The sequence below is a fragment of the Antrihabitans spumae genome, assembly GCF_043944905.1.
Classification (GTDB): domain Bacteria; phylum Actinomycetota; class Actinomycetes; order Mycobacteriales; family Mycobacteriaceae; genus Antrihabitans; species Antrihabitans spumae.
The window spans coordinates 122991-138352 of record NZ_JBIMSN010000029.1; the positions used below are offsets into that span (position 1 = coordinate 122991).

16 protein-coding genes and 1 pseudogene are annotated in these 15362 nt (G+C 62.6%); 8 read left to right on the forward strand and 9 right to left on the reverse strand.

Going from position 1 to position 15362, the window contains the following annotated elements:
• Positions 1-358: 358 nt before the first annotated feature.
• Positions 359-1606 carry a cytochrome P450 gene (locus tag ACHIRB_RS08195; protein ID WP_395112353.1) on the reverse strand — a complete coding sequence of 416 codons (1248 nt, stop codon included), beginning with the start codon at positions 1604-1606 and terminating at the stop codon, positions 359-361.
• A gap of 174 nt (positions 1607-1780) precedes the next feature.
• On the opposite strand from ACHIRB_RS08195, the gene ACHIRB_RS08200 reads away from it, so the two are divergent.
• Positions 1781-2944 (forward strand): steroid 3-ketoacyl-CoA thiolase, encoded by a 1164-nt coding sequence (locus ACHIRB_RS08200; RefSeq protein WP_395126038.1) that lies wholly within the window; start codon positions 1781-1783, stop codon positions 2942-2944.
• A gap of 42 nt (positions 2945-2986) precedes the next feature.
• Here ACHIRB_RS08200 and ACHIRB_RS08205 read toward each other — a convergent pair whose 3' ends face one another.
• Entirely contained in the window at positions 2987-3319 is a 333-nt protein-coding gene (locus ACHIRB_RS08205; protein ID WP_395126037.1) for a hypothetical protein, read from the reverse strand.
• Between the two features lie 522 nt (positions 3320-3841).
• On the opposite strand from ACHIRB_RS08205, the gene ACHIRB_RS08210 reads away from it, so the two are divergent.
• On the forward strand, positions 3842-4258 hold the full coding sequence (locus ACHIRB_RS08210; protein ID WP_199705115.1) for a helix-turn-helix domain-containing protein: 417 nt from the start codon (positions 3842-3844) through the stop codon (positions 4256-4258).
• Between the two features lie 12 nt (positions 4259-4270).
• Here ACHIRB_RS08210 and ACHIRB_RS08215 read toward each other — a convergent pair whose 3' ends face one another.
• The 5 genes from ACHIRB_RS08215 to ACHIRB_RS08235 all read right to left on the reverse strand — a co-directional run bounded on the left by ACHIRB_RS08215 (position 4271) and on the right by ACHIRB_RS08235 (position 8785).
• On the reverse strand, positions 4271-5263 hold the full coding sequence (locus ACHIRB_RS08215) for a hypothetical protein (RefSeq protein ID WP_395127662.1): 993 nt from the start codon (positions 5261-5263) through the stop codon (positions 4271-4273).
• Positions 5260-5772, reverse strand: coding sequence for an ImmA/IrrE family metallo-endopeptidase (locus tag ACHIRB_RS08220; RefSeq protein ID WP_395112344.1), 513 nt, complete (start codon positions 5770-5772; stop codon positions 5260-5262). The genes ACHIRB_RS08215 and ACHIRB_RS08220 overlap by 4 nt, the downstream gene beginning before the upstream one ends.
• A complete protein-coding gene (locus tag ACHIRB_RS08225; protein WP_395126035.1) occupies positions 5772-6896 on the reverse strand; it encodes a hypothetical protein in 1125 nt (374 codons plus the stop codon). The genes ACHIRB_RS08220 and ACHIRB_RS08225 overlap by 1 nt, the downstream gene beginning before the upstream one ends.
• 161 nt (positions 6897-7057) lie before the next feature.
• Positions 7058-7966, reverse strand: coding sequence for an SDR family oxidoreductase (locus tag ACHIRB_RS08230; protein ID WP_199705111.1), 909 nt, complete (start codon positions 7964-7966; stop codon positions 7058-7060).
• The gene (locus ACHIRB_RS08235) at positions 7967-8785 is read right to left on the reverse strand and encodes an SDR family oxidoreductase (RefSeq protein ID WP_395126049.1); all 819 of its coding nucleotides are present in this window, start codon (positions 8783-8785) and stop codon (positions 7967-7969) included.
• A gap of 60 nt (positions 8786-8845) precedes the next feature.
• Between ACHIRB_RS08235 and ACHIRB_RS08240 the strand changes: the two genes are divergently transcribed.
• Genes ACHIRB_RS08240 through ACHIRB_RS08260 form a run of 5 tightly spaced genes read left to right on the forward strand, consistent with a single transcriptional unit; the run spans position 8846 to position 13010 of the window.
• The gene (locus tag ACHIRB_RS08240; protein ID WP_395126034.1) at positions 8846-9619 is read left to right on the forward strand and encodes an enoyl-CoA hydratase family protein; all 774 of its coding nucleotides are present in this window, start codon (positions 8846-8848) and stop codon (positions 9617-9619) included.
• On the forward strand, positions 9619-10518 hold the full coding sequence (ipdA, locus tag ACHIRB_RS08245) for a cholesterol ring-cleaving hydrolase subunit IpdA (protein ID WP_395126033.1): 900 nt from the start codon (positions 9619-9621) through the stop codon (positions 10516-10518). The genes ACHIRB_RS08240 and ipdA overlap by 1 nt, the downstream gene beginning before the upstream one ends.
• On the forward strand, positions 10515-11267 hold the full coding sequence (locus ACHIRB_RS08250; RefSeq protein ID WP_395112336.1) for a CoA-transferase subunit beta: 753 nt from the start codon (positions 10515-10517) through the stop codon (positions 11265-11267). The genes ipdA and ACHIRB_RS08250 overlap by 4 nt, the downstream gene beginning before the upstream one ends.
• The gene (locus ACHIRB_RS08255; RefSeq protein ID WP_395126032.1) at positions 11264-12325 is read left to right on the forward strand and encodes an NAD(P)H-dependent flavin oxidoreductase; all 1062 of its coding nucleotides are present in this window, start codon (positions 11264-11266) and stop codon (positions 12323-12325) included. Before ACHIRB_RS08250 ends, ACHIRB_RS08255 begins: the two co-directional genes overlap by 4 nt.
• A gap of 19 nt (positions 12326-12344) precedes the next feature.
• Complete coding sequence (locus tag ACHIRB_RS08260) at positions 12345-13010, forward strand: NAD(P)H-binding protein (protein WP_395112333.1); 666 nt, start codon at positions 12345-12347, stop codon at positions 13008-13010.
• On the opposite strand, the gene ACHIRB_RS08265 is transcribed toward ACHIRB_RS08260, so the two are convergent.
• Complete coding sequence (locus ACHIRB_RS08265; protein ID WP_395126031.1) at positions 13004-13606, reverse strand: TetR/AcrR family transcriptional regulator; 603 nt, start codon at positions 13604-13606, stop codon at positions 13004-13006. The two genes, ACHIRB_RS08260 and ACHIRB_RS08265, sit on opposite strands and share 7 nt — an antisense overlap.
• 101 nt (positions 13607-13707) lie before the next feature.
• Here ACHIRB_RS08265 and ACHIRB_RS08270 point away from each other — a divergent pair, with 101 nt between their 5' ends.
• A complete protein-coding gene (locus ACHIRB_RS08270) occupies positions 13708-15114 on the forward strand; it encodes a cytochrome P450 (RefSeq protein WP_395126030.1) in 1407 nt (468 codons plus the stop codon).
• Between the two features lie 19 nt (positions 15115-15133).
• On the opposite strand, the pseudogene ACHIRB_RS08275 reads toward ACHIRB_RS08270, so the two are convergent.
• A pseudogene (locus tag ACHIRB_RS08275) lies at positions 15134-15362 on the reverse strand (hypothetical protein); the annotation flags it as partial.

The window sequence follows — 15362 nt, forward strand, 5'->3', positions numbered from 1 at the left end:
CGCGCAGTGGTTGTGTCGATTCGACAAGCCCAACCCACGGTCGTTCACCGGTCGGTAGGTCCCAGCTCGTGTCTCCTCGAGATTTCGGGATGACCGGTGGTGACGTTGCGGACAGGGCGAGCACAGACCACCACCGCACCGAGCCCGTCAAAGAAGGGCGTCCACCCCCCACCCGATCGAACCCGACCCTCGCACACGCAACGCCACCTCCGGCGTCGCCCGATCGGATCGGCCTACGGCCGAGCTTGACGAAGCCTATTGAGATTCCCTTAACGTCGTTCGAACAGGACAGTTTCGAACAGAACATCGATAAGGCCCCTGCTCCTCGAGCAGGGGCCTTATCGGTGCTACAGACCTGTCAGTGCACGACCGGGCACTTCGTCTGGTAGTCGACCTGAAACTCCTTGATTCCGTTCAGCCATCCCGACCGCAGACGTCGCTCGTCGCCGACCTTGGTGATGTCGGGCAGAACGTCGGCAATAGCGTTGAAGATGAGGTCGATCTCGAGGCGAGCGAGGTTTGCGCCGAGGCAGAAGTGCGCGCCCGTGCCGCCGAAGCTGACATGGGGATTCGGATCTCGCGTGATGTCGAACTTCGTCGCGTTCTCGAACACGTCTTCGTCGAAGTTCGCCGAACTGTAGAGCATGACGACACGTTGGCCCTTCTTGATGGCCACGCCGCCGAGTTCGGTGTCTTCGAGCGCCGTTCGCTGAAACGACGTCACCGGCGTCGCCCATCGGATGATCTCGTCCGCCGCAGTGGCAGGGCGCTCACGTTTGTAGAGCTCCCACTGGTCCGGATTGTCGATGAAGGCAGCCATGCCGTGCGTGATGGCGTTGCGCGTCGTCTCGTTGCCTGCGACCGCGAGCAGAATCACGAAGAAGCCGAACTCCTCGGGGCTGAGCTCGTCGCCGTCGACGTCTGCTTCGATCAAGCGCGTCACGATGTCGTCAGCTGGGCACTTCTTACGTTCGGCAGCGAGGTTGTAGGCGTAGCCCAGGATTTCCATGGATGCCAAACGGGGGTCCGCGTCGATTTCGGGATCGTCGTAGGACGTCATCTGGTTCGACCAATCGAACATCTTCATACGGTCCTCTTGCGGAACACCGATGAGTTCGGCAATCGCCTGCAGCGGCAATTCGCACGCCACCTGCGTCACGAAGTCGCCTGCGCCGGCCGCGGCCGCCGTCTCGACGATCGTCTTTGCTCTTGCCGTGAGTTCGTCACGCAGACTGTTGATCGCTCGCGGCGTGAAGCCGCGGGACACAAGCTTGCGAAGCTTCGTGTGTTCGGGCGCGTCCTTGTTGATCAGGATGAAGCGCTGCTGGTCGATGTTCTCGCGCGGTATGTCGTCCGAGAAACGCGGTATCGCGGTGTTCTCGTGCGTCGAGAAGACGTCGCTGCGCCGGGAAACTTCCTTGACCTCCGCGTGCCTGCTCACGACCCAGAAGCCGCCGTCGTTGAATCCGCCGACGTCCGGGCGCTGGGCGTTCCACCAGATGGGCGCTGCCCTGCGAAGCTCTGCGTATTCCTCGAACGGAACTCGATCCTTGTAGACGTCAGGGTCCGTGAAATCGAATCCCGGGGGAAGGTTCGGCTCTGCCACGAGTATCTCCTCAAGGATGCTGTGCACATCGTCCATGATGTGGAACACGTTCTACATGCATTCAAGCACAGGTGTCAGGAGTTGTGAAGAAATGGCAGGTAGCGCCTTGCATTCAAGGGAGAACGTGTTCTACTTTTTGAAGTGACCAACGCTTGGTCGGGGAAGGAGCCACCCATGGGTAGCCCAGTGATCGTCGAGGCAGTACGTACACCTATCGGCAAACGCCGCGGCTGGTTGGCCGGCCTGCACGCCGCCGAAATTCTCGGCGCGGTGCAGCGCGGAATCATCGATCGGGCGGGCATCGACCCGACTCTCGTGCAGCAGGTCATCGGCGGTTGCGTCACCCAGGCAGGCGAGCAGTCCAACAACATCACCCGCACGGCCTGGCTGCACAACGGTCTGCCGTGGCAAGCGGGTGCGACAACGATCGATTGCCAGTGCGGCTCGGCCCAGCAGGCGAACCATCTGATCGCGGGACTGATAGCGATAGATGCGATCGACGTCGGGATTGCCTGCGGCGTCGAGGCAATGAGCCGCGTCCCACTCGGGGCCAACATCGGCGAAAACGCGGGTCCACGGCGGCCGGATTCGTGGGACATCGACCTGCCGAACCAGTTCGAAGCCGCTGAACGCATTGCCCGTCGACGCGGAATATCGCGCGCGGACGTCGATGCCCTCGGCGTCTCCTCGCAGCAACGTGCAAAACAAGCGTGGCTCGAAGGCCGTTTCGATCGCGAGGTGCTGCCCGTGACAGCGCCGGTGCTCGACAAGGACGGAAACCCGACCGGCGAGACAGCCGTGGTCGATCGCGATCAAGGTTTGCGCGACACCACCCTCGAATCCCTCGCCCGCTTGAAGCCCGTACTGGAGAACGGCGTGCATACGGCAGGTACGTCCTCACAGATCTCGGACGGCGCAGCAGCGGTAATGCTGATGGACGAAGCGAAAGCACGCGCCCTCGGACTCACCCCTCGCGCGCGGATCATCTCGCAGTGCCTGGTCGGCGCGGAGACCGAGTTCCATCTCGACGGCCCGGTCCAAGCGACACAACGACTCCTCGAACTGAGCGGTATGAAGATCGGCGATCTCGACCTGTTCGAGGTGAACGAAGCGTTCGCCTCCGTCGCCCTTTCCTGGGCGGCAGTGCACCGACCCGATCCGGATCTGGTCAATGTCAACGGCGGCGCACTCGCCCTCGGCCACCCCGTCGGCAGCACTGGGGCACGTCTCATCACGACCGCATTGCACGAATTGGAGCGCCGTGACGGCTCGACGGCATTGATCACGATGTGTGCTGGCGGTGCGCTGTCGACCGGAACCATCATCGAGAGAATCTGATCGCGCCTACTTGTTGCCGAACCTCCTCGGACAGAAGCCAACTCAGTTTCGGCGTGTCCCGTCGTTGATGATCGCTGCAACTTGACGCATCAATGTAATCTGATCGGATTCGTCGATGCTCGGGTGAGTCACTGTCAGGCATACCCAGCCGGGCGACGACGACAGCTCGACCGAAAATCGCGGGGCCAGGACGGGTGCGATTTCCGATCGCGCTACAGGAAACGTCTGCTCCCACCGATCGAGTTCGGCCGACACGTGCTCGAGGATCGCCCGTTCGGTAGGCACCGCGTGTTCGTCGTCCGGATTCGACCGCTCCCCACCCGCTCCAACGACCCACTCGCTCTGCCGATAGTGCAACGAAAACCGCTCTATCACAACGTCACTCCCCAGTCGCTCCCCACGCACTCCGCAAGCCACTCCCCCGAACACACCATCGACACCTTCCACAGGCGCTTGCTTCGGTCATGCACAACCGAGGTCGGACGCTCGATCACACCAGGAGCTCCGTGCGCGAGATACCGCCCGCACTGCGCATGCATTCGCAGCCAAGAGCACAGATTCGCGCTTACACATGCGTAACTCCCGGTGTTCCTCGCCACAATCCAAGTTGGATGACCGACCAAGTAGACAACAATAGCTACCTTTCAGCAACCCGACGGATCGCCCTCCCGAGCCTCGCGACTGGGCGGTTTACCAACTTGGACACGCGACCAGAACATCGGTGCAACTTTTGGCAAACTGGCGTTTCCACGTGGTCACGGGAGTACGCGACCAACTCCGCTCGCGATAAAACGGACCCCAATCGTATGATTTCAGTTACTGAGCCGCTAATATCGACGCAGAGCTCTTTGCACGTTATAGGTCAGATACCGACGAAGGGATGTGGGGCGGCTCATCATGGCTGATTTTTCTGCACGGCTGAACAAGCTGTTCGAAACCGTGCACCCGCCTGGGCGAAAGCCTCACACCAACGCCGAGGTAGCTGCTGCCTTGACGGAGAGCGGGCATCCGATATCCAAGCCCTACCTGTCGCAGCTGCGATCCGGTCAACGCACCAATCCGTCCGACGAGACGGTCGCCGCGCTTGCGAAGTTTTTCAAGGTCAAGTCCGACTACTTCTTCAACGACATCTACGCAGCCAAGATCGATCACGATCTCGAACTCCTGTCGCAGCTGCAGGGTTACGGATTGCGACGGCTGTCCAGTCGCGCATTCGACCTATCGGAAGAATCGCAGAACCTGTTGACGTCGATGGCGGAGAAGCTGCGCGCAAGCGAGGGACTTCCCGAAGTCCCGCCCGACGGCACCGAATAACGCCTCGTCAGCTCAGCTTCCGGATTCCTTCGCGTACGCGACCGCTATGTCGCCTACCCACCGCCGAGTCGAGACCCCGCCCGGTGGCGAAATCCAGCGAGTATCGAGTGGATCCGCCTGCAGCGGATCGATCACCCAGCGCGCAACCGAACGAGCACGTTCGGGGCCCTCCATCGGCGTCGAACCTCCGTCGACGAAGGCACCGCTACCTGCCTGCAGAAGCAGCGCATCCATGATCTGAGCGACCTGGTCCGACGCACGTAGGACGGTCGTCGTGTGCTCTGCATCGTCCTGGGTGACCTCAGGGAACCGTTCGGTGAGAACGCGATGGAGGACTCGCACCCGACGTAACAACACCCGAGCACGAATCCAGATCTCGACCAAAATGAAGATCGCACCGATGCTGATCAGCAGACTCGCGATCGACCAGGCCCAGGCGAATTCCTGGGTCCGCGCGTTGACCGAATCGTCGAGAATCTCATGCCGCAACTGCCAGGCAGACAACGCCGCCACCAGGGCTGTTCCAGCAACGAAGATGGCGATACCGCGACCGAGCGGCGTCCAATCGAGAGCCCGCAGACCTGTGATGGCGATGACGACCGAACCGAAAGTGATCGCACCCCAGCCGAATCGCGCCGACCACGTGAGAACTGCGAGAACGACGGCAGTCCCGAGTGCGTAGATGATCATCGCCGAATGACGCAGGTTCTTACGTGACGTGATCGGCCACGTCGCCGCCGCGACAACGGTCGTCGCCGTCGTGAATCCGACCCACATCGAGATGACGAGCAACACCGACAGTCGTTCGCCGTCTCGGACTCCACCGGGGGCGAGCCGATCGATGCTCACAGCGACATCCGGTATCGCGACCGTCGAGGCAGCCGCCACACACGCGACCGCAACGACGATGGCGACGCGCACAGTGGTTGCCGGTCGAACCAGCACGCGTCCAACTCTCGCGCCGGCTGCGATCCACACTGCCAGCGCGGTCAACCAGAAGATCACCCGAGAGCCTCGTCGAATCTCAGGACCGAAACGCCTGTTCCTCGATTCCCGAAAACCCTCAGTCGGTTGAGCAGCATGCTCGCGAAGGTTTCTGCTTCCCACTCGGCGAGATCGTCGTCGCCGTCGTCGACCTGCTGATACGAGCGCTGACTGAGCATGTACGCAATCAAGTCGTCGCTCGCCTCGAGAGTCACCTCTCTGGCGGGGGCACCAGGATGCTTGAAAACGATGTGTCCCAATTCGTGTGCGAGCGTCCGATTGCGGCTGGGCAGGCCTTTCGCAAGGACGATGACGTCACGGTCCGGGTAGGCGCGGCGCTGCCCGCAGACACCTGGACCTAGATCCGCAGCGGCTATTTCGATCGGTCGCCTGCGCTCGCGGGCAACTGCGTCCACCACCTGATCCAGCGTTACCGAGTCGGAATCTGCGGCCAGGTCACACACGGCATCGACCGCAGCCGCGACTCTGCGGTACGACCGAGTGCCACCCCTCGTGGAGTTCGGATTCATCAGCCGACGCCCGGACCGAACAGTTCGGCACGCGCGGACGCGATACGAGCCTGCGCGAGGTTGGCGCCGTTGTAGCTGATCACGGCCGCGCCGCCGCCTGCGAGAGCAAGGGCGAGCAGGCCGCCCAACACGCCGAGCGGGTTCGGCAACGGTGACGATGCATTGGTGTTGGCAACATCTGGCGGCGCACTCACGATCACTGGGATGCTCGCGGCAGGCGGTGGCAGTACCACTACGGGCGGCACTGCTGCGGGCGGAGCCACGATCTGCTCGGCAGGTGCGCTGGTCTCCGAGGACAGCGCGACGCTGCCGGGTGCTCCCGATAGCGGCAATCCGGGAACGATGATCGGAGGTACCGCGGGCACGGCAGGCATACCGAGTCGCGGATTAAGCCTGGTGCCGATTGTTGGCTGCGCCGGTGTTTCGACCGACGGGGTAACCACCGACGGGCTGGACCCCCACGACCTTCCCCGACCACCCGAGGACGGCGGCGAAGGATGGTGATGGCACGGCGGGTCGATCCACGGCAGCTCGACCTCAGGCAGCTCGACCTCGGGCAGGTCCACGTCGGGCAAGTCGACATCGGGTAGCTCGAAGCCGGGCGGATCCGGGTGGAAATGCTGCGTATTCAGGCTGTTCGGCGAGTTCTGAGTGTTGGGCGAGTTCAGGCTGTTCGGCGAGTTCGAGTTCTGAGTGTTGGCATTCGGCGACGAACTCGGGCCGCCGTTTCCAGAGCGATGGCCCGAGCTGTTTCCGCTGTTCGACGGACCGCTGCTGGAAGGGCCATTGTTCGACGGACCGCGGTTGGACGGACCGTCGAAGTCTGGTACGCCACCACGATTTCCTGAGCCGCCACGATTGGGATGACCGGAGTTGCCTGAGGGTCCGCTATTGGAAGGGCCTCTACTCGAGGGTCCACTGTTCGACGGGCCGTTGTTGCTCGGCCTGCTGCTGCCGCCCGAGTTCGGGCCACCTCTCGAGTTGCCCGAGGATCCGTGGTTGGACGAATTTCCGCCGTTGTCGGAGTTCTTGGGCGCGGCGTCGGCGACGTTCGGAGCCATAAAAGCGAGGCCGACGGCTACGCCGACAGCGGCCGCGAGGCGGACAGCACGGTCGCGAATCACGGTCCCTCCCCTCTGTCTCGGACCAGCCCGGCGAGTCGTACTCGAGCCTTCGCAAGAATAGCCGCCGAGTAACCCCACGACATAACTCGCCGTCACGCACTGCGCGAATCCGCTCCCCGGCCTGTGCTTATGTCAACCCTATTCAACAAATTCGCTCTGCGCTACATCGAGCCGTATACCGGCACAGGAGGCTGGGCACTCGAAATTAGTTTGCTTACGACATCGGCGAGTTCCGACGGATCCCAACGTTCGCCTTTGTCGATCGGGTCCCCGTGTCGCCAGCCATCCGCGATCGCGATCTTGCCGCCTTCCACCTCGAATACACGACCGCTCACCTGCGCCGATTCGCTGCTGCCCAACCACACAACGAGGGGAGAGATGTTTTCCGGCGCCATCGAATCGAAGCCGGCGTCGGGTTTCGCCATCGTGTCGGCGAAGGCAGACTCGGTCATACGGGTCCGGGCTGCTGGCGCTATTGCATTGACCGTCACGCCGTATCGCGCGAATTCTGCCGCTGCATTCAGGGTCAACGCGGCAATACCGGCCTTCGCTGCTGCGTAATTGCCCTGACCTACGCTGCCCTGCAATCCGGCACCCGAACTTGTATTGATGATGCGCGCATCGACTGCCCTGCCCGCTTTGGATTCCGCTCGCCAATATTCGATCGCGTGCCGCATCGGTGCGAAATGCCCCTTCAAATGAACTCGCACAACGGCGTCCCACTCGTCCTCGCTCAGATTCGCGAGCATTCGGTCGCGCAGAAAGCCGGCGTTGTTGACCAATACGTCCAGTCGACCGAAATGCTCCAACGCGGTACCGACAAGGCGCTTCGCGCCTGCCCAGTCCGCGACGTCGTCGCCGTTGACGACGGCAGCACCACCTGCCGCCTCGATCTCAGCCACCACCGCCTGCGCTGGATCGTCCACCGATGCCGAGCCGTCAAGCCCTGCGCCGAGATCGTTGACGACCACTTTCGCGCCCGCCGCCGCGAATGCGAGGGCGTGCGCTCGCCCGATACCTCGGCCGGCGCCGGTGACGATGACGACGCGATCGGCACATATTCCGGTCACTCAGTTCTCCCTGTTCGTGTTGTCGGTAGTAGATGGCGCAACGGCGGCAGGTTCTCGACCCGCGGCCGCAGCAAGAAATGCCGGACGTTCGCCGCCGCCGTGGACTGTCAAGGTCGTCCCGCTGATGTAGGAGGCAAGTGGGGACGCGAGGAACACCGCGGCGTTGCCGACATCCTCTGGCCTCGCCATACGCAGCATTGGGATCGTGTTCGCGACCCGCCCGAGTCCGTCGGGACCGCCGTAGTGCAGATCGCTGAGTTCGGTCTCGACGAGACCGACGACGATCGAGTTGATCCGAACTTTCGGCGCCCATTCGACGGCGAGGCTTGCGGAGAGGTTGTCGAGTCCAGCCTTTGCAGCGCCGTAGGCAGCCGTGCCGGGCGACGGGCGGCCCCCGCTGACGCTCGACACCATGACGATCGATCCGCCGTTCGGCTGCTTCTGCATGATCTCGTTGGCGGCCTGCGACACCAGCAATGGTGCAAGCAAATTGAGTTCGACGATCTTGGCGTGGAACTTCGCGCTCGCCTCGGCCGCAGCGGCGAACGGCGATCCGCCCGCGTTGTTCACAACCGTGTCGAGGCTGCCGTATTCGGCGACGATGCGGGCAGTCAGATCTCTGACGGCTGTGGCATCTCGGATGTCGCACGATTCGAAATGCACCGTGCGACCGCCATATTCGACAGTGCGCTCGGGTGGTCGTCGAGCGCACGCAATCACCGCAGCGCCTGCTTCCAGAAACTTCCGGCTGATGCCTGCGCCGACGCCGCGGACGCCACCGGTCACCAGGACGACCGTGCCGTCGAGGGATACATCGATACTCACCGTGCTAACCTACCAAGCAATCGCTTGGTTTGGCGACAACCTTAGGAACCACACATGCCAATCACTTCACAGACCGACGGATCAGGGGTTGCAGTAGTCACCATCGACTACCCGCCGGTCAATGCCTTTCCCACGAAGGGCTGGTTCGATCTCGCAGACGCCGTGCGCAACGCCGGCCGCGACCAGCGCAACCGTGTCGTCGTCGTCAGGGCGGAAAACCGCGGCTTCTGCGCTGGCGTCGACATCAAGGAAATCCAGCGCAACCCCGGCCATCAAAGCCTGATCGACGCCAATCGTGGCTGTGCGGAGGTGTTTTCAGCGGTATACGACTGCCAGGTCCCCGTCGTCACCGCGGTCAACGGCTTCTGCCTCGGCGGCGGAATCGGCATCGTCGGCAACTCCGACATCATCGTCGCCTCCGACGACGCCACCTTCGGTTTGCCCGAGGTCGACCGTGGTGCGCTCGGCGCCGCGACACATCTCGCCCGTCTGGTGCCACAGCACTTGATGCGCGCACTGTTCTTCACGGCGCGGACGATCACCGCACAGGAACTTCAGCACCACGGCTCGGTGTTCAAAGTTGTGCCGAGGAGCGAGTTGGACGATGCCGCTATGGAAGTCGCAGCAGACATAGCAGCCAAAGACGGCCGCGTCATCCGCGCTGCAAAGGAAGCCTTGAACGGTATCGACCTGCAGAACGTGCACCGCAGCTACCGCTACGAGCAGGGATTCACCTTCGAACTCAACCTCTCGGGTGCGGCTGACGAGATCCGTGAACGTTTCGAAGACGACCTCGCGCGACAGCGCGCTGCAGGAGGAACGCACTGATGCGAGACAAGCGAACGACGCTCGACGCGGTTGTCGGCGAACTCCGCAGTGGCATGACGATCGGAATCGGCGGCTGGGGCTCGCGCCGCAAGCCGATGGCATTCATCCGAGCGATCCTTCGATCCGACCTCACGGATCTGACCATCGTCACCTACGGCGGTCCTGACCTCGGCCTGCTCTGTTCGGCAGGCAAAGTCCGAAAGGCCTACTACGGCTTCGTATCCCTGGACTCGGCACCGTTCTACGATCCATGGTTCGCAAAGGCCCGCACTACCGGCGCCATTGAAGTTCGCGAGATGGACGAGGGCATGCTGAAATGCGGACTCGAAGCAGCAGGCGCACGGCTACCGTTCCTGCCGATCCGTGCCGGACTCGGATCCGACGTCCGCAACTTCTGGGGCGACGAATTACGCACCGTCACATCGCCTTACCTCGACGAGTCGGGTCGGGCAGAAACTCTCGTCGCTATGCCTGCCTTGACCCTCGACGCCGCGCTGGTGCATCTGAACCTCGGCGACAAGCACGGCAACGCCGCCTACACCGGCGTCGATCCGTACTTCGACGACCTCTACTGCATGGCCGCAACGAAGCGGTACGTCTCGGTCGAGCGCATAGTCGAGACCGAAGAGTTGATCGAAGCTGTTCCCCTGCAGGCACTTCTGTTGAACAGGATGATGGTCGACGCCGTCGTCGAGGCGCCGGGCGGAGCGCACTTCACACTCGCGGGCGAGAGCTACGGCCGAGACGAGAAGTTCCAGCGCCACTACGCCGAGGCCGCGAAAGATCCTGCTGCGTGGCAACAATTTGTCGACACGTACCTCGCCGGTAGCGAAGACGACTACCAAGCGGCCGTGCGGAAGTTCACGGACGCCGCAACGAACGGTGAGGGCGGGCAATGAGCGAGGAGATCACCCGGGCAGAGGTGTGCGCGATCGCCTGCGCCGAACTCTTCACCGGCGCAGGCGAAATCATGGCAAGTCCGATGGCGACCCTACCGAGTATCGGAGCTCGGCTGGCACGTCTGACGACCGAACCCGACCTCCTCATCTCCGACGGGGAGGCCCTGCTCCTCGCTGCTACCCCGGCGCTCGGTGCGAAGGCTCCGATCGAGGGTTGGCTCCCGTTTCGCAAGGTGTTCGACGTCGTCGCCTCCGGACGACGGCACGTCGTGATGGGCGCCAATCAGATAGATCGGTACGGGAACCAGAACCTGTCCGCCTTCGGACCGCTGCAGCACCCGACGCGACAGATGTTCGGCGTTCGAGGCGCGCCGGGAAACACGATCAATCACGCGACGAGCTACTGGGTACCGAAGCATTCGGCCCGTGTCTTCGTCGACAAAGTCGACGTCGTATCGGGCGTCGGCTACGACGCGATCGATCCCGACAACCCGGCGTACAAATACTTGAACGTCCACCGCGTCGTCAGCAATCTCGGTGTGTTCGACTTCGGCGGACCGAATCACGCGATGCGTGCGGTGACCCTCCACCCGGGTGTCAGCCCGGACGACGTCGTAGCGAACACAACCTTCGAGATCGTCGAACTCGCCGCCGCAGGAACCACCAGGTTGCCGAATGCCGATGAGTTGCAACTGATCCGCGAGGTGATCGATCCGCGCGGGTTCCGAAACAAGGAGGTCGCGGCGTGAGCACACTCGTGACACCGCTGACCGAGTTGGTCGGCATCGAACATCCGATCGTTCAGACCGGGATGGGTTGGGTAGCCGGACCACGACTGGTTGCGGCGACGGCAGAGGCGGGTGCACTCGGAATTCTGGCGTCTGCGACCATGACCTACCCGGAACTCGAAGCCGCTATCGCGAAGACCAAAACTCTGACCGATCGACCGTTCGGCGTCAACATCCGTGCCGACGCAAGCGACGCCCCGCAGCGAATCGAGCTACTTATCGAGCAGGGAGTACGAGTTGCGTCGTTCGCCCTTGCTCCGAAGGAAGCGTTGATCGCACGGCTCAAAGCAGCTGGCGTGGTGGTGATTCCGTCCATCGGTGCCGCCAAACATGCCAAGAAGGTCGCAGCGTGGGGTGCGGATGCGGTGATCGTGCAGGGCGGTGAGGGCGGCGGACACACGGGTCCGGTCGCGACGACCCTGCTGCTGCCGTCGGTTCTCGACGCGGTCGATATTCCGGTTGTCGCAGCCGGCGGTTTCTACGACGGACGAGGTTTGGCAGCGGCGTTGGCTTACGGCGCGGCAGGCGTCGCAATGGGGACACGCTTCCTGCTCACCCAGGAATCGACGGTGCCGGATTCGGTGAAGCAGGAGTATCTGCAGCGCGGGCTGCAAGACACGATCGTGTCGAAGAAGGTCGATGGTATGCCACATCGAGTGCTGCGAACCGACTTGGTAGACAAACTCGAAGATTCCTCCAGCACAAGAGGACTCGTCGCAGCTGTCGGAAATGCGGCAAAGTTCAAGAACATGACCGGCATGAAGTGGTCGACACTGGTCCGCGACGGAATCGCGATGCGCAAGGCCAAGGAACTCACGTGGTCTCAGGTTGTGATGGCCGCGAACACACCGATGCTGCTGCGCGCCGGTCTAGTCGAGGGGAACACCGCTGCGGGGGTGCTCGCGTCGGGACAGGTTGTCGGCATGCTCGACGACCTACCAACGTGTGCTGATCTGATCACCCGAATCGTCGACGACGCAGCCGACCGCATCCATGCGATTGCAACGCTGACTCGCTGAGCAGTGCACACTTGTCTTCATGAAGGTGATCCTGTTCGGTGCGACCGGGATGGTCGGCCAAGGCGTTCTGCGTGAATGCCTGCTCGACCCGCGCGTGACCGAAGTACTCGCAGTCGGCCGGACTCCGTTGCAGCGCAGCGATGCGAAATTGACCGAGTTGATTCATTCGGACCTGACGAATCTGGAATCGATCGAGGACCGCCTCACCGGTTACGACACCTGCCTCTTCTGCCTCGGCACGTCGTCGGTGGGTATGGACGAACCCGACTACACCCGGGTGACCTACGACTATGCGATGTCGGTCGGGCGCACCCTGGCGCGACTGAGCCCGGATTCGACGTTCGTCTACGTCTCCGGCGCAGGAACCGACAGTACGGAGCAGGGTCGTTCCATGTGGGCGCGCGTCAAAGGCAAAACCGAAAACGACCTGCTTGCACTCCCGTTCTCTGCCTACATGTTTCGCCCCGGCATAATTCAGCCGCTGCACGGCGTGCAGTCGAAGACACGGCTGTACCGCACCGCCTACACCGCCGCGACCCCGCTGTTCTTCGTGTTGAAACGAGTGGCGCCCAATCTCGTCGTCACGACAGACCAGATCGGTGCCGCGATGCTCGCGGTGGCTGCCAACGGCGCTGCGAAACGTGTGCTCGAATCCAGCGACATTCGTGCAGCTTCTCGTCAGTGAGGCGGTTCGTCGAGCGGCACCGACGGACCGAGCGCGCCGGCGAGCGTACGTAGGCACAGTTCTCGTAGCTCGTCGCGGGTGACCGCACGACTTTCGACCCAGTCGACGCATACCGCTCGGGTGAAGACCAGCCAGCCGCGGACCGCAATCGTTGCGACGTCTTTCGAATGCCCCTGCAAACCAACGGCTTCGACGATCCGCTGCTGCAGCACACCGAGTTCCCATTCGACGATCTCGCGAATGTCCTTCTCCCCCGACAGTGCGCCACGATTGACCGCCATGACGTGGTGCGGATTGTCGACGACGAAGTCGATGTAAGCGTCGAGTCCGGCAGCGACCTGGTCGGCGATCGGCAGTTCCGGATCGACCTCGGTCGAGGCGAGTATTTTCTCGGCCGAGAGCCGAATGATCGCCGCGAAGAAGTCGCGCTTGGTCGGGAAATAGTGGTACATCAGACCGCGAGATACACCGGCGAGTTCGGCGACCTCTTCGATCCACACATCTTCGTAGGGACGTCCCGCGAACAAGCGCGCGCCGATGGTGAGCAACTGCTCTCGCCGTTGCTCCGGATCGAGTCTCTTTCGTGCCGATGTCATTGCCGCCTCGATGTTACTTGACACGGGTTCAGTAGCGCGTAAGTTCGCTACTAGACATGGGTTCAGCAACGGAGCTGGCTCGTTTATATGTGGAGGCGCCTGTGAGCACCGAGGTTCTCGAACAAGAGTCACCGGCGTCGATTCCACACCCGCCGGGCCGTATCCCGATCCTCGGTGACGTCCGAAACTCCAGTCCGCGCAGACCTATTCAAGATGTGATGCGATTCGGCAAGCAATTGGGACCGATCTTCGAGCGCAAGATCTTCGGACGCAGGATCGTCTTCGTTTCCGGCGCCGACATGGTTGCCGAGTTGTCCGACGAGGCCCGATTCGCAAAGTACCTCAGTCCAGCGGTCGCACGATTGCGGCAGATCGGCGGCGACGGTCTCTTCACCGCCTACAACGACGAGCCCAATTGGCGCAAAGCACACAATCTCCTGCGTCCCGCGTTCACTCAGGCCGCGATGCGCTCCTACCACCAGATCATGGTCGACGTAGCGCGCGAACTCGTCGCGGATTGGGACACCCGAACGACCGTCGACGTATCCGCCGACATGACCAAGCTGACGTTGGAGACGATCGGCCGCACCGGGTTCAGCCATCCGTTCGACTCGTTCCGACGCGAGCGGTTGCACCCGTTCGTCGAGGCGATGGTCGGCGCGCTTCGGCATGCGCAACTACGTACGTTTCTCAGTCCGCCGCTGGTCGGAGAACTGCTATGGCGCCGCGCGGACAAACGCAACCTGGACCGCATCGCCTTTATGAACGGCGTCGTCGACGAGGTGATTCGTGAACGGCGCGAGGTTGGCCATACCGGCCCCGACGACCTGCTGGAGTTGATGATGCGGGCGGCGCGCGACGACGACCCCGACCGTATCGACGACGTCAACATCCGACACCAGGTGCTGACCTTCCTCGTCGCCGGGCACGAAACAACCTCTGGCGCCTTGTCGTTCGCGTTCTACTATCTGTCCCAACATCCCGAGATACTCGCGAAGGCGCAGGCCGAGGTCGACGAGGTGTGGGGTCCCGACACAGGTGCCGACCCGTCGTTCGAACAGATCGCCAAGCTTCGGCACGTCCGCCGGGTGCTCGACGAAGCCCTTCGGATGTGGCCGACCGCGCCCATCTACGGTCGCGAAGCTCGCGAGGATACGACGCTTGTCGGCAGATATCCGATGCGAGCAGGCGACGGTGTACTCGTGTCCATACCGTCGCTGCACCGCGACCCGGCATGGGGACCCGACGCCGATGTGTTCGACCCCGACCGCTTCCTGCCCGCGCGGGTGAAAGCACGTCCGGCGCATATCTACAAGCCGTTCGGAACGGGCGAGCGTGCCTGCATCGGAAGACAATTCGCGTTACACGAGGCCGTGCTGGTCTTGGGGACGATCCTGCGTCGGTACGACCTCGAGCCCGACGCGGATTACCAACTGCGGGTGCAGGAGCGACTTACGGTCATGCCGGACGGCTTCCGCCTGAACCTGAGGCGGCGCCGCCGCTCGTGAGTCCTTTCGGAGGGCGAATTCACGCGGTCGACGCAACACCTAGCAATTTGTTGAGCCTTTCCTGTGGAGTCTGCCAGTCGAGCGTCTTGCGTGGGCGTTGGTTGAGTTGGAGAGCCACCTCACGCAAGCGCTCGACCGAGTGCACTGACAGCTTTGTGCCTTTCGGGAAGTACTGACGCAGCAATCCGTTTGTTGGCGGTCTCTGGGGGTGACGACAACGGGGTGGTGAATCGTCAACGTGTTTGCCG